A 20,233-nucleotide genomic window follows, 5' to 3' on the forward strand; every position below is an offset into this window, starting at 1 on the left:
CGTAGCGGCAGATGACGCAGGGTTTCCTGTAGGTTGTTTTGCGCCAACAGGACTGACCGCCAGGAAGGCCCCGCGCCATGGACGACAGGATGCTAAAGAAGGGTAGGATTCCAACCGAATGGCGGATTGTCAAGCTGAGTGCAACAGCTCCTCGCGGTACGCCTCGCTGGCCGTCCTGTTGGCGAGCACCCTCCTTGGCCTGCCGTTGATGGACGCGAAGGCCCTCTCGACCACCTCCCCCGTCACCCTCGAGAAGTCCGTCCCCTTCGGGAAGAACCCCCTGATGAGCCCGTTCGTGTTCTCGACCGTGCCCTTCTGCCAGGGGCCGTGCGGCCGGCAGAAGGAGAGCTGCGCGCCCCCGAGCCTCGCGGTGACGTCGGCGGCCCTCGCCGAGGACTGCTCCAAAACAGCTTGGTGGCGGCCCCTGAGAACCTTCGAGTTTGACTACCAGTCAGGATGGCACTGCTCCAAAACTACTTAACGTGACACCCCACACCGGTGGTTACATACGGTTACCTGCACTTTTGACAACAGGTAGCCAGATTTGTAACAGGTTACGCCACCCTGTTACCCGTTACACCAGTCAAGCCCAAGTGGGGTGATTCCCTAAGCCGTCTGCGCGTCCAAGAACTGTCGCATGGCAGCGCGGTAAACGTCCGAGGGCTTAACGCCACGGCTCTTTGCTTTGCGCGAAACCTTCTGCACGTCCTCAGCCGAGTAGACAACCGTCACCCTCTTCTTGCCAACTGCGTCCATATGCGAGCCGGTGTGTACGGGGTTGGAGCAGTGCGGATAGTCCCCGCTCTCGTACTGGGCTGCGCTGCGCTCGATAAGATCACTGCTAAGCCCGTACTTGGCTTCTAGTTGCTTCGCGTCCATCTCTGCTATCCCCTTTCCAATCCAAGCTCTCTAAGCATCTTTCCCGTAGGTGGCGTGAATGCGTGGTAGACAAGAAACGAATCAAGTTCCTCGTTGAAGACGTAGACAAGCTCTATGAACCTGTTCCTGCCGTCGAATCCGACTGCCGCATACTCCCCGCTGTCGCGCTGCTGATAGCGAATCATGTTCCGCATAGCAGCCCTTACGTCTTCGTCGGCAATCTCCGGGTGGCGCTCACGCCGCAATCTTGCCACCCATGTACCCGTACCTTGTTGACCCTGTGGCGCAAACTCCACATAAGCATACTAACCTGCGGTTATATGCGCAGACAACCCAATCGCTTAATAGAGGGACTTCACATAACTATTTTTTCGGCCTCCCGACAGAATGCAAAAAGAAAATGTATAAAATTAGACTACTTGTGGCGGAGGGTGCGTAATCGCGACGACAGGCGCGAGCGGCCAGCAGCGGCGGTCGCGGCCTGCGACGACAGCCGCGGGCAACCGCGGCGCACACGCCGGCACGCGGGTGCCGGCAACCGGCTCGCCGCTGCCAGGATCCCAGGGGACGAGAAGGCCGGTAGAGAGGCTTCAACATGGCTGAGCAACAGCGTACCGTTGGCAAGAGAGCGCGACTCCTGACGCCCGTGTTCGCAGTCGCCGTCGTGCTCGTGCTCGCGCTCAGCTCGACGCCCGCCCGTGCGGACGCCCAGGCCAGCTCGGTGGGCGCCGCGGCGAACGACCAGACCCCCCCCCCCCGCGCAAACTAAGGTCGAGACGCCCACCGTCGACAAGCTCGTCGGCGAGGTCGCCGCGGACGGCTCCGCCTCCTGGCAGAAGGCCGCCGACGCCCAGATAGGCGCCTGGGTTCCCTACCGCCTCACGGGCACGCTGCCCTCCACCTGGGAGAAGTTCACCACCTACCACTACGCCTTCGTCGACCAGCTCGATCCGGAGCTCGAGGCCGACCCGGCCGGCGTCGTCGTGGAGCTCCTCGCCGAGGACGGCTCCGTGGCGCGCACCATCACGTCCGGCTTCACGGTCGCCTACGCGAACAACCGGCTCACGGTCACCACGACCGACCTCAAGGCCCTTGCGCCCGAGGCCACGGCTGCCTACAAGGTCCGCGTCTCCTACAATGCGCGCCTCGTGCCCGGCAAGGCGCAGGCCGGCGCCGCCAACCCGGCCGACAACTACGTCTACCTCGAGTACACCGAGAAGTCCGACGCAAGCGGCCTGGGTCGCACGCCCGAGAGCCGCGCCCGCCTGCTCACATGGTCGCTCGAGCTCGATAAGGTCGCCCGCTCGGGCGACAAGAAACTCGCCGGCGCCCGCTTCACGCTCCAGGCCGCTAACGGCTCCTACGTGCAGGCCGACGGCATGCTCGGCGCGGAGGCCCACGAGTTCGTGTCCGGCGACGACGGAACCGCGACCGTCACGGGCCTCGACGCCGGTGCCTACACGCTTGCCGAGGTGGGCGCGCCCGCGGGCTACTCCCAGCTGGAGGAACCCATCGCGCTCACGATCACCTCCGAGCTCGATCAGGAGAGCGCGCGCCTTGGCGCCGCCACGGACGACAGCCATGCCAGCGTCACCTCGGCGGACGCCGAGACGGGCACCGTGTCCGTACGCGTGGCCAACGACTTGGCGGGCATCTTCGGCCGCCTGCCGCAGACGGGCGACGTGGTGAGCTTCCTCGCGATCTTCGCCGTGGCCGCCGCGGGCGTGCTGCTCGTCGCTGCCGGCGTGCGTCGGAAGGGCCGGGAGCGCTAGTGACTCGAGCCAACGGACATAGCAGCACCACCCCCGACGAGCCCACCGCCGCCGCGCAGCCCGCCGTCACCGGCGACACCCCCGCGCCCGACGCCGCCTCCGCCCGCGCCCCGCGCCGCAAGAGCCGCCTCTCGCGCCTCCTGCCGTTCCTCGGCCTCGCGCTCGGCCTCGCGATCCTGCTCTACTACCCCGCCACGGAGGCGTGGGACTCCTGGCGCCGCGCCCAGGTGACGGCTCAGCTCGACCACGAGGCCGCCCAGTTCGACGACTCTGCCAAGCAGGAGCTCCTCGCGCAGGCCATCGCCTACAACCGCTATCTGGCCGGCCTCACGCCCGACATCCCCGCGGACCAGATCTGGCCCTACGAGCACCAGCTCTCCGAGGACGGGCACGGCACGGCCTTCGGTTACGTGGTGATTCCCAAGATCGGCCTCAAGATGTCCGTCTACCACGGCACGAGCGTCGCGGTGCTCTCGGCCGGCGTCGGCCACGTGGAGAACTCGAGCCTGCCCGTGGGCGGCGACACCACCCACACCGTGCTCTCCGCCCACTCGGGGCTCGCGCAGATGCGCGCATTCGATGACATCCGCCTGCTCGAGGAGGGCGACGTCTTCGGCGTGGTCGTGCTCGGCGACGTGTACTGCTACCGCGTGACGTCGATCGAGGTCGTGCTGCCGGACGAGGTCGAGTCCGTCCAGATCAGGGCGGGCGAGGACCTCGCGACGCTCGTCACCTGCACGCCCTACGGCATCAACGACCACCGGCTGCTCGTCCACGGCACGCGCACCAAGGTGCCGGACGGGTTCCTGTCCGAGGGTCCCTCGGTGACGGCGATCGTCACCAACCGCCGCCTCTGGCCCGCGGCCGCTGGAACGGCCGTGGCGGTGGCGGTCGTGGTTGGCGGCATCGTGCGCCAGCGGCGTCGTCGCAAGGCCGCCCGGGCGTCCGCCGAGAAGGGCGCTGCCGAGAAGGACGCTCCGCCCGCTACCACCCCGCCCGCCGACGCCCAACCCGCGCCGTCCGCACCACCCGCGGACACCCTGCACCACCCATAGGTCACACGTCGGCGCCGCCGACGGGACATAGCACGTGGAATCAGCCCCAAGCGCCAGCCTTGGGGGCGAGAGAAGGGAAGAGACATGAAGTTCAACGAGACGATCGGCAAGGGCGCGCGCCTCGCCGTCATGGCGGGCCTCAGCGCGACCCTCGCGCTCGGTGGCGTCGTGGCGCCGGTGACGGTCGCGTTCGCGGCCACGAACGCGACCATCACGGTCAACAGCCCCTCTGGCGTGACCCTCGCGGGCAAGTACAAGGTCTACCAGCTGTTCACGGGTGACTACGCCAACGGCGGCAGCGCCATGTCCAACGCCGTGGCGAACACCGCCTTCCGTGCGCAGGTCGTCGCCGCGCTGACCGCCACCGGCGCCGACTACAAGCCCGCCGTCAACGCGACCGACGCCGACCTCCTCGACAAGGTCGTCGCCGTGGGCAAGGCCAGCCTCACGCAGACCTTCGCCGGCAACCTCGCGAAGGAGCTCGCGAAGGCCGGCGCCCCCGCAGCCACGAGCACGGTGGACATCACGAACGGCAGCGCTTCCTACACGGGTGAGACAGGCTACTACCTGCTCGTTTCCGACACCGACAACCTGGGTGAGAACGAGTCCGCGACTTCGGCCATTCTCGTGCCGCTCGGCAACGCCGGCAAGACTGTGACCTCCAAGGCCAAGACGCCCACGCTCGAGAAGAAGATAAAGGACAACGAAGGCACGTGGGACGGCAGCTACAAGGACTCCGCCGACGCGGGCCTCGTCGGCAACAAGCCCATCGCACCGACGTACCAGCTCACGGGCACCCTGCCTGCGAACATCGACGAGTACAAGACGTACGTGTACAAGTTCGTCGATACCATGCCCAAGGGCTTCACCACGAATGCCGACGAGGTCACCAACCAGTGGAACGTCTCCGTCAAGATCAATGGCACCGATCTGACGAGTGCCTTCACGGCCACCGTCTCCACCGACGGTCGCACGGTCACCTGGGCCACGGACGACCTCAAGGCCGCTGCCAAGACTGCCGGCTTCACCGGTGACCTCGCCAGCGCCAAGGTCGTGCTCGAGTACACGCCCGTCTACGACAGCGCTGACGTCGAGGCCATCTATGGCCACACCTCGACCATCACCGACCCGCAGATCAACAGCGCCAACCTCGAGTTCTCCAACAACCCCTACTCCCAGGGCCAGGGCGAGACGGGTAAGACGCCCGAGGACGAGACCTACCTCTACAGCTTCAACCTCAACGTCAACAAGGTCGACGACAAGAAACAGCCGCTCGCCGGTGCCGAGTTCACGCTGACCAACGACAAGGGCGAGGTCGTCGGCAAGAACATCACGACCGGCAATGCCCCCACCACGTTCACCTTCACGGGCCTCGAGTCCGAGGTTGAGTACACCCTCACCGAGACCAAGACCCCGGCCGGCATGAAGACCATCAAGCCGGTCAAGTTCACGCTCGCGGTGGAGAAGGACAGCACCACGGGCAAGGTCACCGGCATCAAGGTCGACAACAAGGTCATCGAGGGCAACTCCGCGAAGCTTGAAGTTAGTGCCACCGACAAGGGCACGCTCGACGCCACCGTCGTCAACGTCCCCGGCGACGAGCTCCCGGGCACCGGCGCCGCCGGCATCACGGCGGGCGTCGTGCTCGGCGGCGCGCTCATCACCGTGTCCGCGGTGAAGATCGCGCGCGACCGCAAGGCCGACTCCAAGTAGTCGCCACTGGCGCGGCGGGGCTGGCCCGTCGCGCACCTTGGCCGGCATGTGCCTCCGGGCGCGTGCCGGCTGTCGGGCGTTCGCGCCTGGGTGGGGCGTTCCCGCACGCCGTGGGCAGCGCCCGCGGCACCCCGCGCCCCGCACCTCCGCGTGCGCCCGACAGCCGAGAGGCCACTAGTCCCCTGGGGCCAGGCCCCAGCGTCTAAGTGAGGAGACGTCCCCATGAACGTTCGCAGCAAGCTCAAGGGAATCGCGCGCAGGGGCATGGTCGTGCTCGCGTCCGTCGCGATGCTTGCCACCAGCCAGCCGATCACGGCGCTTGCCGAGGCGGCCCGGAGCGAGCAGGCCGTGCGCCAGATCGTGGAGGAGCAGAACGGCACCCCCACGCAGTCGCAGCTCACGGGCACGAGCTCCGAGACGGACAGCTGGCTGCAGAACGCTCCCGCCGTCGCGAGCGAGGCGCCGACGGCCACCGATGACGCCACGGCCGACAACGCGGCTGCCCCCGCGACCACGGCCGCCCCCACCACCACGGCCGCCAGCACGACCACCGACACCGCCGCGAGCACCGACGCCCCCGCGACCACGGCCGCCCCCACCACCGACGCGGCCGCCACGTCCACGACCGCCCCCACCACCGACGCGGCCGCCACGTCCACGGACGCCCCCACCACCCCCGTCGACACGTCCGACGAGGTTCTCGACGGCTCGGCCCTCACCGACGAGACGAAGCTCACCGAGGCCCCCGAGCTCAAGCGGGACGAGCTCAACGAGCTCACGGCCACCGTGGCGGACGCGCCCGGTACCGCCGACGACAAGCCCGAGGGTGACGGCACCAAGATCGAGTCCATCTCCGTGAAGTGGCTCACCCCCGACACCGCCAACGACGGAAACCCCGACCGCCTGTCGCTCGCCCCGAGCACCGACAACAAGTTCGACATGAGCCTCCAGCTCGACGTCGCCTTCTCCGGCCAGTACGACTACGACCCCGGCGACCTGCAGATCTCCGTTCCCAAGAACATCGTCAAGAACCGTGACGGCTCCGTCGCCGGCGTCTTCGAGCTGTCCGTCCCCGAGGCGCCCGACAGCAGGGCCGTCTTCGCCTACACCGACATGGGCGACCACTACGTGCTCACCAACGTGCGCAAGCTCTCCGCCGCCACGAGCGCCATGTTCCAGTTCACCATCCGCCAGCTCACCCCGCACCAGCTCAACGGCAACCCGGACGCCTACGTGACGGACGCCTTCAAGGCCACCGCGCAGGTCATCACCCACGAGGGCAACACCCTCACCAAGACCTCCAACGCCATCGACGCCACCTTCGACACCTCCGAGCAGATCGGCAGCGCCACTAACACGGCCTACTCCCTCTCCGAGAGCTGGCCCGAGAGCTGGCCGGCCGAGCTCAAGCCCGAGAACCCGGATGACTACGTCTACGTCGACTGGTACGCCTGCTCGACCCAGTACGGCAACCAGGCCTTCGACATAGGCGCCACGCACGACGTGGCAAGCGAGGCCGTGCCGGGGGCAAAGCTCCTCGGTATCAGCGACCAGTACGGCAGGGTCACGGCCAACCCCGACCCAAGCTCCACGTCCCAGACGGTGTACCCCATCGCCACCACCACGTACGAGACAGGCGGCAACCGCGGCTTCTACACGCACGCCTACGCGGCCTACCCCAAGAGCGAGCTGCCCGACGGAGGCCCCTACAAGCTGCAGGACAAGGTCACCTACACGCTCACGAGCACGGACGACAAGAAGGTCACCAAGGCCGAGGCGCCTGCCGAGAAGTACTACTCGCCCATGAAGTTCAAGGATCCCGTGGGCCACTTCAACGTGTCCAAGTACGGCGGCTACACCTACGGCAACGCCCTCAACGAGCTGCGCGCCGGCCGTGACGTCCTGGCCGACTACAGCGTGCAGACGGTGGGGTTCATCGCACCGTGGACGTGGCAGGACACCGATGGCGACGGCAAGATGAGCGTCGACGAGCTTGGCCGGAAGCCCGTGACCATGACCATGGACGACTACCTGGTGCAGTTTGACCACCAGGAGGAGGGCCTCACGGCCAAGGACTTCGAGTTTGAGTCCGTGACGCTCGACACCTCGCCCGACGTGTACACCTACAAGAAGTTCGACCAGCCCGGCTACGGTTACAAGGACGGCGGCGGGAGCAACCCGGTCCAGTACGGCCGCATCGACGGTGGCGAGTGGGGCTACGGCACCGAGTCCGACCGCACCCTCTGGCCCGACGTCGAGGTCTACGCGCAGCTGAACGACGGCGACGACTGGGTGCACGTGGCCACGGCCTCGTGGAAGACCGGCTCGCTCGTGGTCACCACCGAGAACGGCGCGACGGCCTCCGGCGCGGCCGTCACCCTGCCCGACAACGCCACCAACCTGCGCACCACGGTGACCGCCACCAATGGCGGCTACGACATGACCGTGACGCCCAAGGTGCGCCTGCGCTCCACCGAGGCCACGCGCGAGCGCGTCGAGGCCCTCTTTGCCAACTCCAGCGAGCCCTCCAGCATCCTGCGCAACTGGGCCAAGATGGACGCCACGGACTCCGAGAACAACCTCATCGTCTCCTGCGGGCCCAAGGCCGCCGACGACAACCTCGACGGCGCCGCGATGGGCGCCCGCGCCTACAAGAGGCTCACCTATGAGAACGACACCTCCAACAGGCAGGTGAAGCTCCACTACACGGCCGGCCTCAACGAGCAGACCAACCTGTCGTCGCGTTCCGCGTACGACGCGGCCATCGAGGCGGGCGTCTTCTCCGCCGAGACGGGCGGCACGTGGTACGACCTGCTGCCGGCCGGCGTTGTGCCGGACCTCTCGAGCATCAGGGCCACGCGCTCCGGTGACAGCATCGAGTCTGCGTACACCATCGAGAACTACCGGGGCTCCGGCCGCACGTTGCTCGTGGTGCGCACCGCGCTTACCCCGCAGCCCACCTACGCGACCAACTTTGGCATGGCCGGCTACAACGACAACCCGGAGATTCAGTTCGACGCCATCTACTCCTGGGAGTCGCTCCTCGACCTCGGGGCCGACCCCAACAACGTGGTCGCCTTCGAGAGCGACAACGACCAGCTCGGCACCGTCGAGGGCCTCACGGGCGAGCCAAACGACCCGACGGTTGGCAAAAACGAAGGATCCGCTGAGGCCACCCAGGGTGTCGAGGGCCTCATGACGGGCCTGGGCGACGGCCGCACCACCAACTCCTTCGTCTACGCGCATGCGCAGGACAAGCTCGACGTGCGCATCTCGACGAACACCGGCCTCTCCAAGCGCGTGGCCGTCAACGGCTCCGGCACCTATTCCCGGGGCCTCGAGGACGACGAGCTCAACGCCTACGAGGGCGGCGTCTACAGCTACCGTCTGCGCATGCAGAACGACTCCAAGACGCGGGCCAAGGGCATCGTCATCTACGACAACCTCGAGAACTACGTGCCCACGAACGACAAGGACGACCACGGCGACACGCAGTGGCGTGGCCTCCTCTCCTCGGTCGACGTGACACCCATGAAGCAGATGGGCGTGGCGCCCGTGGTGTACTACAGCACCGTGAAGGGCCTCACGCTCGACGAGACGACCGACCGCTCCGACAACGACCTCACGAACACCGCCATCTGGTCGACGACCCCGCCGGCCGACCTCTCGCGGGTCACGGCCATCGCCATCGACGCCTCCAAGGCAACCGACGGCTCCGACTACGTGATCCCCGGGGACGAGGGCCTCATGGCGTACGTGCGGATGCGCGCCCCGCACGTGACCGACGCGTCGCTTGCCGGCCCCGACGCTGCGCAGGAGCAGATTGACCGGTGGTACGACACCACGCTCAGCAAGGACGAGTCCGAGGCCGGGCTTGCCGGTGGCGCCCACGCCTACAACAACGTGGTCATGATCGGCACGACGATCGACGCCGAGACGGGCGCCACGTCCGAGAACCAGCTCATCTGCGAGGGCTACACGAAGGTTGGCCTCATGCCGTTCTCCGTGCGCGTCGAGAAGTCCTGGGACGATGACAACGACCGCGACGGCCTGCGCCGGACCAGCGTGACCGTGCACCTGCTCGCCAACGGTGTTGACACGGGCAAGAGCGCCGCGCTCTCGGCCGACAACGGCTGGCAGTACGAGTTCACGGGCGTCGACGCCGTGGACGAGAACGGCTCGGCCATCCGCTACACCGTGCGCGAGGACGAGGTGACGGGCTACACCGGCAAGGTGACCCAGGAGGTCGCGAGCGGCGGCATCACGCTCAAGCTTGCGAACGTCCACGAGCCCGAGAAGGTCTCCGTCACCGGCACCAAGACCTGGGACGACAACGCCAATGCCGCGGGCGCCCGCCCGTCGAGCGTGCGGCTCGACCTCTACGCCGACGGCGCGCTGCTCAAGAGCCAGACGGTGACGCCGCCCTCCGGCGACGCCAACGCGAGCAGCTGGTCCTACGCCTTCAACGACCTGCCCAAGTACCGCGACCAGGGCGTCAAGATCAACTACGAGGTGCGCGAGACCGTCTACTACCCCGGCTACGTCTCGAGCGTGACGGGTGACGCCGCCTCCGGCTACACGGTGACCAACACCTACCACCCCTACGGCGACCTGCGCATCGAGAAGACCGTCGAGCACGCCACGACCGCTGCGGCGACCAAGAAGTTCACCTTCCGCGTGGACATCACCGGCAAGGACGGCAACCCCGACGGTGGCACCTACGCCTACGAGGTGCGTAACGCCGGCGTGGACGAGCCGGTTGCCACGGGCACCATCACGACGGGCGGCACGGTGAGCATCACCGGCGGCCAGACCGTCACCATCAAGGATATCCCCTCCGAGAGCGCCTACACGGTGACTGAGCAGGCAACGCCCGGCTTCTCGCAGGCGGCGGTGTCGGGGGCCACGGGCACCATCCAGGCCGGCGAGACCCGCGTCGCGGTGGCGAGCTTCACCAACACGTACGATGCCTCCGGCACCGTGCAGCTCAAGGCCCACAAGACGCTCACGGGCACGAGCCTCAAGGCCTTCCAGTTCCGCTTTGAGCTGGTGGGAGAGGACGGCACTGTCCTGCGCACCGCCACCAACGACGTAGATGGCAACGTGACCTTCGGCGCGCTGCGCTACGGCCTTGCGGACGTGGGACAGACCTACACCTACACGATTCGCGAGGTCGACCTCGGCAAGCCCGGCTACACCTATGACACGGCCCAGCACAAGGTGCAGGTGACCGTCACGGACGAGACGGGCGACGGCAACCTCACGGTGGTCGCCAAGAACGTGGACGATGCGGGTGCGGCCGGCGGCGACAACGCCACCACGCCAGTGGAGTTTGCCAACGCGTACCACGCTGAGGGCAAGCTCGTCATGCGCGCCTGGAAGACGCTCCAGGGCCGCGACCTCACGGACGACGAGTTCACCTTCGAGCTTACGCCGGGCACGGCCAGCGAAGGTACCACGGTGCCCATGCCGGACGTGGACAAAGACGGCCAGCCCGACGCGACCGTGACCGTGGGCAACAAGGCCGACGGCACGATCACCTTCCCGGAGATTGCCTTCACCGAGGCCGATGCCGGCAAGACCTACACCTATACGGCCCGCGAGGTCATCCCCTCCGCGGGCGAGGCCGGCTACGACCCCACGGTCAACTACACCACAGCCACCTTCACCTACACCGTGACCGTGAAGGACAACGGCGACGGCACCCTGTCCTTCGACCAGACCACCGATGAGAGGCCCGTCTTTGAGAACACACTCAAGGACGGCCAGCTCGAGATCCAGAAGTACGTTGGCGAGGGCGACGGCAACGGCGACCCCAACCAAGAGTTCCAGTTCCACGTCGAGCTCACCGGTCCCGACGGCCAGCAGCTCCCCTCGGGCGAGGTGGAGTACGAGCGCGTCCCGCTGACGGGCGCGGCTGCGGGCGATAGCACGAGTGCAGCGGCTGCCGAGCCGGTGGCCGATCCGGTGGCCGCGGACGCCGCTGAGCCCGCGGCCGACGCGGAGCCCGCGGACGTCATCGATAAGCAGGCCAACAGCTCCCCCGACGTTGCCCCTGCGGCCGCCGATCTTATCGCGTCCGGCAACTGGGGCGGTGCCGCGTGGTCAATCGATGCCGATGGCAACTTGGTCATCAAGCCGCAGAGTGGCACTGAGGCCACGGTAAACAACACGTCGGCGTACTACCCCTGGGATAACAATAGGAGCTCCATTACGACGGTGTCGGTTGAGGGAAAAGTACACGTTGCGGGGGATCTGCCCTTCATGTTCTACCGTTGCTCCTCCCTGACCTCACTCGACCTCTCGGGCCTCGACACCTCGGGCGTCACGAACATGTACGAGATGTTCTACGGCTGCTCCTCCCTGGCCTCACTCGACCTCTCGGGCCTCGACACCTCGGGCGTCACGAACATGTACAACATGTTCTCCGGCTGCTCCTCCCTGGCCTCAATAACGCTGGGTGAAAAGTTCGTATCGCTGTCCGGTACAAATCTCCCGTCTCCCTGGGGCGCCGCCTACACCCGTAACTGGGTGCGAGACGACGGCAAGTTCTCCATGTCCACGTCCGACCTTATGGCCAAGTGGAACAGCGGCGGGGAGTACTCGGCGGCGAACATGGCCGGCACGTACGTGTGGGAGAAGGTACCCACGGAGTACACGGTGGCGTTTAGCGCGAACGAGCCGGCTGGTGCGGGAACGGTGTCTGGCTCCATGGCCAACCTCACGTGGAGTCTGGGTGCTCCGGGCAAGCTGCCCAAGGCCGGGTACTACCTCTTCGGCTACCAGTTCGATGGCTGGGCAACGTCGGCCACGGGTGACGTCGTGTACGCTGCCGACCGGCTGCCGCTCCAGCTCGACAAGGATCTCACGGCCACGGCCGGCACCACCGTCACGCTCTATGCGCACTGGACCCGACTCGACAACAAGGTCACGGTGACGGACGGCGGGTTTGACCTGACGCTGCATGCCAACGAGGGGGCCGTCTTCAAGGGCCTCCCGGCGGGCGTGGGCTACAACGTCTACGAGAAGACGCCCTCCGGCTGGGTGCTCGTGAAGTCCAGCGGCACGACGGGCTCCATCCCCGCCAACGGCACCGCCACGGCGAGCTTCACCAACAAGTACGAGCCCGGGCAGACCACGGCCACCATCGTCGCCAGCAAGACGCTCGATGACGCGCCGGCACCCGCGGGCTACACGTTCCAGCTCATCGACGCGAGCGGCAACATGGTGCGCACGCAGCGGAACGCCGCGGGTGGCGCCATCCAGTTTGCGCAGCTCACCTATAAGACCGCCGGCACCTACACCTACACGGTGCGCGAGATGGCGGGCGGTGACACGCACATCACCTACGACACGCACGTGGCCAAGGTCACGGTGACGGTCACCGACGACGGGCAGGGCAACCTCTCTGCAGGCGTCGCCTACGACGACAACGATGACGGCACCACGGGCGACGCGGTGGTCTTCAAGAACACCACCAAGGAGGAGGCCAAGGGTTCGCTCACGGTGACCAAGCAGGTCACGGGTGCGCCGGCGAACTCGGGCGCGAGCTTCGGCTTCCGCGTGGAGTTTGACGGCGGCAAGACGGTCGAGACCTTCTCGCTCAGGGCCGGCGAGTCCAAGACCTTCTCGAACCTCGCCGTGGGCAAGAGCTGGACGGTTACGGAGACCTCCATGCCCGGCGGCTACACGCAGACGGGCATCGTCCAGTCCGACGGCGGCCACGGCGGCGCGGGTACCGTCGTGGCCGGCGGGACTTCGGTCACGGTGACCAACGCGTACGCGGCGAGCGGCTTGGCGAACGTGAGCGCCACCAAGACGCTCAAGGGTGGCGTGCTGGGTGACGGGCAGTTCTCGTTTGCGCTGTACGCGTCTGACGCGCAGGGTACGATTGCGACGGACGCCACGCCGCTCGAGATCGCGACTAACGCCTCCAACGGCGAGGTGAACTTCTCGGCGCTGGAGTACGCGGCCACGGGCACCTATTGGTACGTGATTCGCGAGGTTGCCGGCAGCGACAGCGGCGTCACGTACGACACGCACGACGAGCTGGTGCGCGTTGACGTGACGGATGACGGCAACGGTCACCTGAGCGCGGCCGTGAGCTACACCGGCGGGCTTTCCGGTGACGCGTCTGACGGCGCGGCGGCCTTCACGAACGAGGTGAGGCCCGGTGTGCTGACGATCACCAAGCACGTGGCCGCCGGTGCGCCGGATGCCGCGAAGGGCAAGACGTTCGGGTTCGTGCTGGCGCTGACCGGCACCGACGGCGCGGCGTTTGACGAGCCCGTGAGCTACGTGGTGCTTGGGGCGGACGGCCAGCAGGTCGGCGACGCGGCGACGGTCACAAGCGGCGGCGTCATTACGCTCGCGGACGGCCAGACGGCCCGCGTGACCATCCCGGCCGGCGTGCGCTACCTGGTGACGGAGCAGGACGCGCCCGGGTTCACGGGCACGGTGACGGGCGGCGCCGCCTTGGGGCAGATTGCGGCCGGGAGCACGAGCTCCGTTGAGTTCACAAACGCGTACGAGTCGAGCGGCGAGTACGTGGTTGCGGCCACGAAGCGGTTTACCGGTGGCACACTTGCCGAGGGGCAGTTCCAGTTTGCACTCGAGACGGTTGGGGCGCCGGGCCACGACGAGCTCGTGGGCACACGGTACACGGTGTCCAACAAGGCCGACGGCTCGGTGACGTTCCCGGCGCTTGCGTACACCGACGCGGACACTGGCAAGACGTTCGTGTACCGGCTCAGCGAGGTGAACGACCACCAGAGCGGCATCTCGTACGACGACGCGACCGTGCTTGTGCGCGTGACGCCCGTGGATAATGGTGACGGTACGATGACGGTGACCGCGACGTACGAACGCGAGGGCGCTGATGGCGCGGGCGCGTCGGCGATTGCGAGCGGCGCGAGCGGGTGGACGTTCACGAACGCGCGCGTGATTGCCGTGCCCGAGACGGGTGCGGGCGGCATCTGGGCCGGCACCGCCGCAGGTCTCGTGGCCGTGCTGGTCTCCGCCGGGTTGATCCTGCACCGGCGGCGCACCGCGTAGCGAGTGCGGGTAGGGCGTCGGCTTCGGCCGGCGCCCTTTTTTGATCGGAGAGGGACGCGGCGCGCGCGGGGCGCCTGCGGGCCCACGACGGGGCGCTGCGGGCGCCGCCGAGCGCTCGATGCGGTCGGTGAGGACCACGAACATCCTCGAGAGGCTGAACCGCGAGGTCGGCCGGCGCGCGAACGTCGTCGGCGTCTTCCCGAACGACGGCTCCGCGAGGAGGCTGGCCGGCTCGTTGCTCATAGAGGAGAACGACAGGTGGCAGCGGAAGAGGAAGCTGTACCACTCCCCGGCGGTGGTCGAAACCGAGGCCAGGGCGCCGAGTCTGGCGAGAATCGCCAAGCGGCGGGCGGGGCTGCGGAAGGCGGCGTAGGAGAATCGCGATTACGAATTTACGCACCGCTTAGGACTTGACCCGGTAGACGGCCCGCCGCGCCCAAAATCCTACGCCAGGAGTCCCGCCACGCGCTCCGCGAGCTCGGCCGCGGGCACGCTCTGCTGCTCGTGCGTGGCCATGTCGCGAATCGTCGCCGTACCGGTCGCCACCTCGTCCGGACCGATGACGACCACGAGGTTCGCACGATGCTTGTCGGCCTGCTTGAACTGCGCCTTGAGCGAGCGGCCCTGGTAGTCGGCCTCGGTGCGGATGCCCGCGCGGCGAAGCGCCAGCGTGGTCGAGAACACGTGCGGCCGCAGCTCGGGCTCGGTGCCCGCCACGTACACGCAGGTGGGCTCGGTGCCCGCAAGGTCCACGCCCTCGGCCTCAAGCGCGAGCATGATGCGCTCGAAGCCCACCGCAAACCCGATGCCCGGCGTGGGCTTGCCGCCCTCGAGCTCCATGAGCCCATCGTAGCGCCCGCCGCCGCCGATGGCCCCGATGGCCTCGTCGGGCGCGTAGTCCACCTCGAAGACCGTGCGCGTGTAGTAGTCGAGGCCGCGCACGAGCGTCGGGTCCTCCTCGTAGGCCACGCCCGCCTCGTCGAGATAGCGCTTGACCTGCGCATAGTGCTCCGCGCACGCCTCGCACAGGTTGTCATGCGCAAGCGGCGCGTCCCTCATGACCTCGCGGCAGTGGTCGTTCTTGCAGTCGAAGGCGCGCAGCGGGTTGATCTCGGCGCGCTCGCGGCATTCGTCGCACATCTCGTCGGCGTGGTCGAGGATGAACCGGCGCACCTTCTCGCGATAGGCCGGCCGGCACGCGGCGTCGCCCATGCTGTTGATGGCCAGGTGCAGGTGCTCGGGCGCGATGCCCAGGCGCTTGTAGAAGTCCATGAGGATGATGATGCACTCGGCGTCGGCCGCCGGGTCGGGCGCGCCCAGCCACTCGATGCCCACCTGGTGGAACTGGCGCAGGCGCCCCTTCTGTGGGCGCTCGCCGCGAAACATCGGCTCGGCGTACCAGAGCTTGACCGGCGCGCCGCCCTGCGGCACGAAGTTGTTCTCGACCGCGGCGCGCACCACGCCCGCCGTGCCCTCCGGGCGCATGGCCAGGCGCTGCTTGGGCTTGAGCCCCTGCTCGCCGCCAGCCTCGAAGATGCGCTCGAGCAGCGCGCCCGAGAACACGCGGAACATCTCCTTGCGCACCACGTCGGTCGACTCGCCGATGCCGTGGACAAAGGTCGAGACCTGCTCCATCGCCGGCGTCTCGATCGCGTCGAAGCCATAGGGCGCAAACGTCTCGCGCGCCACGGCCTGCATGCGCTCCCACGCGCGCATCCGTGCGCCGTACAGGTCCTCGGCGCCCTCTGCCTTGTGTGCCATTGCGGGTCCCTCCGTCTGATGCGAATTCACAACCACTCACTATACCGCGCCGGCCACGGCCCATCCAAGGCAAGCCGGGAATCCCCCTCCCCGACGGCTATGATGGAGAGACCGTCCCTCACGCCGGGCGTCGCCGGCGAGCGCCCCCAAGGCACGCTCGCCCCGCGCCGCGGCAACCACCATCCACCCAAGACCCAGGAGCAACCATATGAGAGAGTTCCGCAACGACTACTCCGAGGGCGCGGCGCCCCAGGTCCTCGCTGCCGTGGCCGCCACCTGCGCCGAGCAGAACATTGGCTACACCGAGGGCGACGCCCACTGCGAGCGCGCCCGCAAGCTCATCCGCGACATGTGCGGCCAGCCCGACGCGCAGGTGGAGTTCTGCATCGGCGGCACGAGCACCAACGTCATCTGCCTGAACGGCATGCTGCGCGACTGGGAGGGCGTCATCTGCACGCCCGACGCCCACATCGTCGTGCACGAGACCGGCGCGCTGGCCGCCTGCGGCCGCACCGTGCTGCCCACCCGCGACGACGACGGTTTCCTCTCCCCCGCCGAGGCCGAGCGCGTCTGGCAGTTCCAGACCTCGACGGGCCGCCACATGACCATCCCCGCCGTCATCTACATCACGAACACCACCGAGCTGGGCGGCGTGTGGACGCGCGAGCGCTTCGACGCCATCTGCGACTGGGCGCGCAGCCACGACCTGGGCATCTTCCTGGACGGCGCCCGCCTGGGCAGCGCCCTCACCGCGCCCGGCAACGACCTGTCGCTGCGCCACATCGCGAGCCGCGTGGACGCGTTCTACATCGGCGGCACCAAGAACGGCATGCTCATGGGCGAGGCCGTGGTCATCTGCGGCCAGGGCCCGCACGCGCGGCGCCTGCGCGAGGCCTTCCCCTTCCTCGTGAAGGAGCGCGACGGCCTGCTCGCGAAGGGCTTCCTACTGGGAGCCCAGTTCGAGGCCGCGTTTGCCCGCGAGGGAGTCGCGGCAGACGGCAGTGCCTGGAGCTGCGAGGAGGGCGAGGAGCTCTACTGGCAGCTGGCCCGCCGGACCAACGCTTGCGCCGCGAGGCTGCGCGAGGGGCTCGTGGCCGCGGGATACGAGCCCTACGGCAACGCAGGCGGCAACCAGCAGTTCTTTGCCGTCGACCCCGCCCGTGCGGACGCGCTCGAGGAGGCCTCGGGCTGCGAGACCTTCTACACCCTGGACGACGGCCGCAAGGTCATCCGCTTCGTGTGCTCCTGGGCGACCACCGAGGCCGACGTGGACGAGCTTGTGGCCTTCGCGCGGGGGCTTGCGTAGGGAAGGGCGAGCCCGGGCGGCCATTCCCGCAGCACGACCCGGCCGCCCCCGCGGCAGGCGGCAGCCCCGGCCCACCCTCCCGGGAAATATAATTACCTATTTCTCCGGTAGGTTATTGACTTAATATGACGCGGGACGTATAACCTTTCTCGAACGCGAACGGGGGCCACAAGCGCCCCAACCAACGACCCAGGAGGTGCCCACCATGGCCTGCACGAACGCCACCATCATGTGCTGCATGCGAATGCTCAGCTCCCGGGCACCCCAGGGGACCGTCGGCGCCGCATAGCCGCGCACGCCGCAACCTCGTCTCCGCACCGCGCCCGGGAGCCACATGCTGCCGGACGCGTTTTTTGTCCGGCTTGCCTGCTACCATCCACCCAACGCCAAAACGGCAACCACAAGGAGGACCCCATGCCCGCCATCACCCCCGAGACCGAGAAGACCTTCCGCTTCGAGACCCTGCAGGTCCACGCCGGCCAGGAGACGCCGGACTCCGCCACCGACTCCCGCGCCGTGCCCATCTACCTCACGAGCTCCTACGTCTTCAAGGACTCCGCCACCGCCGCCGGCCGCTTTGGCCTCACCGAGCCCGGCAACATCTACTCGCGCCTCACCAACCCCACCGTCTCCATCTTCGAGGAGCGTGTGAACGCCCTCGAGGGCGGCGTGGGCGCGCTCGGCGTGGCCACGGGCTCGGCCGCCATCACCATCGCCGTCCAGAACATCGCCACCGCCGGCGACCACATCGTCGCCTCCACCAACCTCTACGGCGGCACGCTCAACCTTTTCGAGCACACCCTCGCCGAGCAGGGCCTCTCGGCCACCTTCGTCGACCCGGCCGACATCGACGCCGTCAAGGCCGGCATCCAGCCCAACACCAAGCTCCTATACGCCGAGACGCTCGGCAACCCCAACTCCGACGTCCTCGACATCGAGGCGTGGGCCGAGGTGGCCCACGCCGCCGGCGTGCCCCTCATCGTGGACGACACGTTCTCCACGCCCTACCTGTTCCGCCCGCTCGAGCACGGCGCCGACATCGCCGTCGCCTCGGCCACGAAGTTCGTCGGCGGCCACGGCACGGCCATGGGCGGCTACATCGTCGACTCGGGCAACTTCGACTGGGCTGCCCGCGCCGACAAGTTCCCCGGCGTGGCCAAGCCCAACCCCAGCTACCACGGGGTGGTCTTCACAGAGGCCGTGGGCAAGGCCGCCTATGTCACCAAGGCCCGCGCCACCCTCCTTCGCGACCAGGGCGCCACGCTCTCCCCGTTCAACGCGTTCATCCTGCTCCAGGGCCTCGAGACGCTGTCCCTGCGCGTCGAGCGCCACGTGGAGAACGCGCTCAAGGTGGTCGAGTTCCTGAACGGTCGCCCCGAGGTGGAGCGCGTCAACCACCCGAGCCTCGCCAGCGGCCACGCCAAGGAGCTCTACGACAAGTTCTATCCCAACGGCGCCGCGCCGATCTTCACCTTCGAGCTCAAGGGTGACGCCGAGCGCGCCAAGAAGTTCACCGAGAGCCTGCAGCTCTTCAGCCTGCTCGCCAACGTGGCCGACGTGAAGAGCCTCGTGATCCACCCGGCCTCCACCACGCACTCCCAGCTCACCGAGGACGAGCTGCTCGCCGCGGGCATCAAGCCCAACACGATCCGACTCTCCATCGGCACCGAGCACATCGATGACATCATCGCCGACCTCGAGCGCGGCTTCGACGCCGTCAAGTAGCCCTGTCACATTTCCTTCCGTATGATTTGTCACATTTTCCGACGAGGACTGCGAAGGAAGATAGCGCGAGGCAGTAAACGAGGGCCGCGAAGGAAAAGAGCGCGACGCAATAACAAAGACAGGCCCCGGTTGGAAGCGACTCGCCAGCCGGGGCCCTTGCGTCTCCGGGTGCGACTACCTCAGCAGCAGCACGACGAGCGCGACCGACTCGACACCCACGGCCACGAGCGGAACCATGCCGTCCACGAACGACGCCGCGGGACCCAGCCGGTAGTAGAGCACGTAGCACGCGAGACTCACGACCACGAGCACCCCTACCAGCGCATACATGGCCGGCACGGCCGCGCTACCCAGCGCGCCAGCCGCCGTGAGCGATGCCACCACGCAGAGCTCGAACGCGCCCCACGCATCGATGAGCAGAAGCTCGGTCGTGACCTGCCGGTGGAACACGCCCGCCGTGAGCGCAAGAAGCACGAGGTAGCCAGCCACCCCGCCAAGCGCAAACGCCCAGCCGGGAACCGAGCCCGCCTGGGGCAGCTCGCCCAGCGCGGCCGTCGCCCCGAAGACGCCCGCGAGCCCGCACGGCGACGCGCCCAGGATGCACGCGACGCCAAACGCGAAGAGCGCACCGGCCGGCTTGGGACCCTCCGGCCTAAAGAACAGCACCCACCACATCAGGTACAGCATCGCGCACGCCGCTCGCGGCGCATGGCCCTGCCACACCCTCGCCAACGTGGAACCCGCCTCTGAGCTCGCAATGAGAAACCACTTCCCGCACCCTATGGTACCCGGCAAACTCAGGAGCATGCGATGCGAGGCAACCAACGGGTATGCCAGCAGAAAGCGAAAACAAGCCGCGAAAACCCCGCGCGTTGGTGCCGTAACCGCAGATAGCCCCGCCGCACCGGCCACGTCCACGACCTTGTCAGCAGCCCACGGCCTGCGCCTGCGCCTGCGCCTGCGCCTGC

General features: G+C 67.7%; 12 protein-coding genes. 7 read left to right on the forward strand and 5 right to left on the reverse strand.

The annotated features are described in order from the left end of the window. Positions 1-129: 129 nt before the first annotated feature. The 3 genes from EFAMC1_RS07630 to EFAMC1_RS07640 all read right to left on the reverse strand — a co-directional run bounded on the left by EFAMC1_RS07630 (position 130) and on the right by EFAMC1_RS07640 (position 1,064). Positions 130-405 carry an IS30 family transposase gene (locus EFAMC1_RS07630; protein ID WP_154053702.1) on the reverse strand — a complete coding sequence of 92 codons (276 nt, stop codon included), beginning with the start codon at positions 403-405 and terminating at the stop codon, positions 130-132. Between the two features lie 201 nt (positions 406-606). Continuing rightward, the gene (locus EFAMC1_RS07635) at positions 607-879 is read right to left on the reverse strand and encodes an NADP oxidoreductase (protein ID WP_154053703.1); all 273 of its coding nucleotides are present in this window, start codon (positions 877-879) and stop codon (positions 607-609) included. A gap of 5 nt (positions 880-884) precedes the next feature. Beyond that, positions 885-1,064, reverse strand: a complete 180-nt coding sequence (locus EFAMC1_RS07640; protein ID WP_261981825.1) for a hypothetical protein — start codon at positions 1,062-1,064, stop codon at positions 885-887. Between the two features lie 513 nt (positions 1,065-1,577). Between EFAMC1_RS07640 and EFAMC1_RS07645 the strand changes: the two genes are divergently transcribed. The 5 genes from EFAMC1_RS07645 (at position 1,578) to EFAMC1_RS11500 (ending at position 14,846) form a co-directional block, all read left to right on the forward strand. Further along, on the forward strand, positions 1,578-2,651 hold the full coding sequence (locus tag EFAMC1_RS07645) for a SpaA isopeptide-forming pilin-related protein (protein ID WP_154053705.1): 1,074 nt from the start codon (positions 1,578-1,580) through the stop codon (positions 2,649-2,651). After that, positions 2,651-3,706, forward strand: a complete 1,056-nt coding sequence (locus EFAMC1_RS07650) for a class C sortase (RefSeq protein ID WP_154053706.1) — start codon at positions 2,651-2,653, stop codon at positions 3,704-3,706. Before EFAMC1_RS07645 ends, EFAMC1_RS07650 begins: the two co-directional genes overlap by 1 nt. Positions 3,707-3,790: 84 nt before the next feature. Continuing rightward, on the forward strand, positions 3,791-5,419 hold the full coding sequence (locus EFAMC1_RS07655) for a SpaA isopeptide-forming pilin-related protein (RefSeq protein WP_154053707.1): 1,629 nt from the start codon (positions 3,791-3,793) through the stop codon (positions 5,417-5,419). A gap of 222 nt (positions 5,420-5,641) precedes the next feature. Next, entirely contained in the window at positions 5,642-14,473 is an 8,832-nt protein-coding gene (locus EFAMC1_RS07660) for a Spy0128 family protein (RefSeq protein ID WP_154053708.1), read from the forward strand. A 118-nt stretch (positions 14,474-14,591) separates the two neighbouring features. Beyond that, positions 14,592-14,846, forward strand: a complete 255-nt coding sequence (locus tag EFAMC1_RS11500) for a transposase (RefSeq protein ID WP_154053709.1) — start codon at positions 14,592-14,594, stop codon at positions 14,844-14,846. Between the two features lie 71 nt (positions 14,847-14,917). Here the strand turns inward: EFAMC1_RS11500 and hisS are convergent, their stop codons facing one another. Continuing rightward, positions 14,918-16,234, reverse strand: coding sequence for a histidine--tRNA ligase (gene hisS / locus EFAMC1_RS07670; RefSeq protein ID WP_154053710.1), 1,317 nt, complete (start codon positions 16,232-16,234; stop codon positions 14,918-14,920). Between the two features lie 208 nt (positions 16,235-16,442). Between hisS and EFAMC1_RS07675 the strand changes: the two genes are divergently transcribed. Together EFAMC1_RS07675 and EFAMC1_RS07680 are read left to right on the forward strand one after the other, a co-directional pair. Then, positions 16,443-17,540, forward strand: coding sequence for a threonine aldolase family protein (locus tag EFAMC1_RS07675; RefSeq protein WP_154053711.1), 1,098 nt, complete (start codon positions 16,443-16,445; stop codon positions 17,538-17,540). 414 nt (positions 17,541-17,954) lie between these two features. After that, positions 17,955-19,265 carry an O-acetylhomoserine aminocarboxypropyltransferase/cysteine synthase family protein gene (locus EFAMC1_RS07680; RefSeq protein ID WP_154053712.1) on the forward strand — a complete coding sequence of 437 codons (1,311 nt, stop codon included), beginning with the start codon at positions 17,955-17,957 and terminating at the stop codon, positions 19,263-19,265. Between the two features lie 174 nt (positions 19,266-19,439). Here EFAMC1_RS07680 and EFAMC1_RS07685 read toward each other — a convergent pair whose 3' ends face one another. Further along, entirely contained in the window at positions 19,440-19,952 is a 513-nt protein-coding gene (locus EFAMC1_RS07685; protein ID WP_222838682.1) for a hypothetical protein, read from the reverse strand. Positions 19,953-20,233 lie beyond the last annotated feature (281 nt).

It is taken from the genome of Olsenella uli, assembly GCF_901212675.1.
Lineage (GTDB): Bacteria > Actinomycetota > Coriobacteriia > Coriobacteriales > Atopobiaceae > Parolsenella > Parolsenella uli_B.

What these genes read in the sequence shown, in the direction of transcription:
- EFAMC1_RS07635 (WP_154053703.1), bottom strand. Translation starts at nt 879, where the DNA reads ATGGACGCGAAGCAACTAGAAGCCAAGTACGGGCTTAGCAGTGATCTT.
- EFAMC1_RS07640 (WP_261981825.1), bottom strand. Translation starts at nt 1,064, where the DNA reads ATGATTCGCTATCAGCAGCGCGACAGCGGGGAGTATGCGGCAGTCGGA.
- EFAMC1_RS07655 (WP_154053707.1), top strand. Translation starts at nt 3,791, where the DNA reads ATGAAGTTCAACGAGACGATCGGCAAGGGCGCGCGCCTCGCCGTCATG.
- EFAMC1_RS07660 (WP_154053708.1), top strand. Translation starts at nt 5,642, where the DNA reads ATGAACGTTCGCAGCAAGCTCAAGGGAATCGCGCGCAGGGGCATGGTC.
- EFAMC1_RS11500 (WP_154053709.1), top strand. Translation starts at nt 14,592, where the DNA reads ATGCGGTCGGTGAGGACCACGAACATCCTCGAGAGGCTGAACCGCGAG.
- hisS (WP_154053710.1), bottom strand. Translation starts at nt 16,234, where the DNA reads ATGGCACACAAGGCAGAGGGCGCCGAGGACCTGTACGGCGCACGGATG.
- EFAMC1_RS07675 (WP_154053711.1), top strand. Translation starts at nt 16,443, where the DNA reads ATGAGAGAGTTCCGCAACGACTACTCCGAGGGCGCGGCGCCCCAGGTC.
- EFAMC1_RS07680 (WP_154053712.1), top strand. Translation starts at nt 17,955, where the DNA reads ATGCCCGCCATCACCCCCGAGACCGAGAAGACCTTCCGCTTCGAGACC.
- EFAMC1_RS07685 (WP_222838682.1), bottom strand. Translation starts at nt 19,952, where the DNA reads ATGCTGTACCTGATGTGGTGGGTGCTGTTCTTTAGGCCGGAGGGTCCC.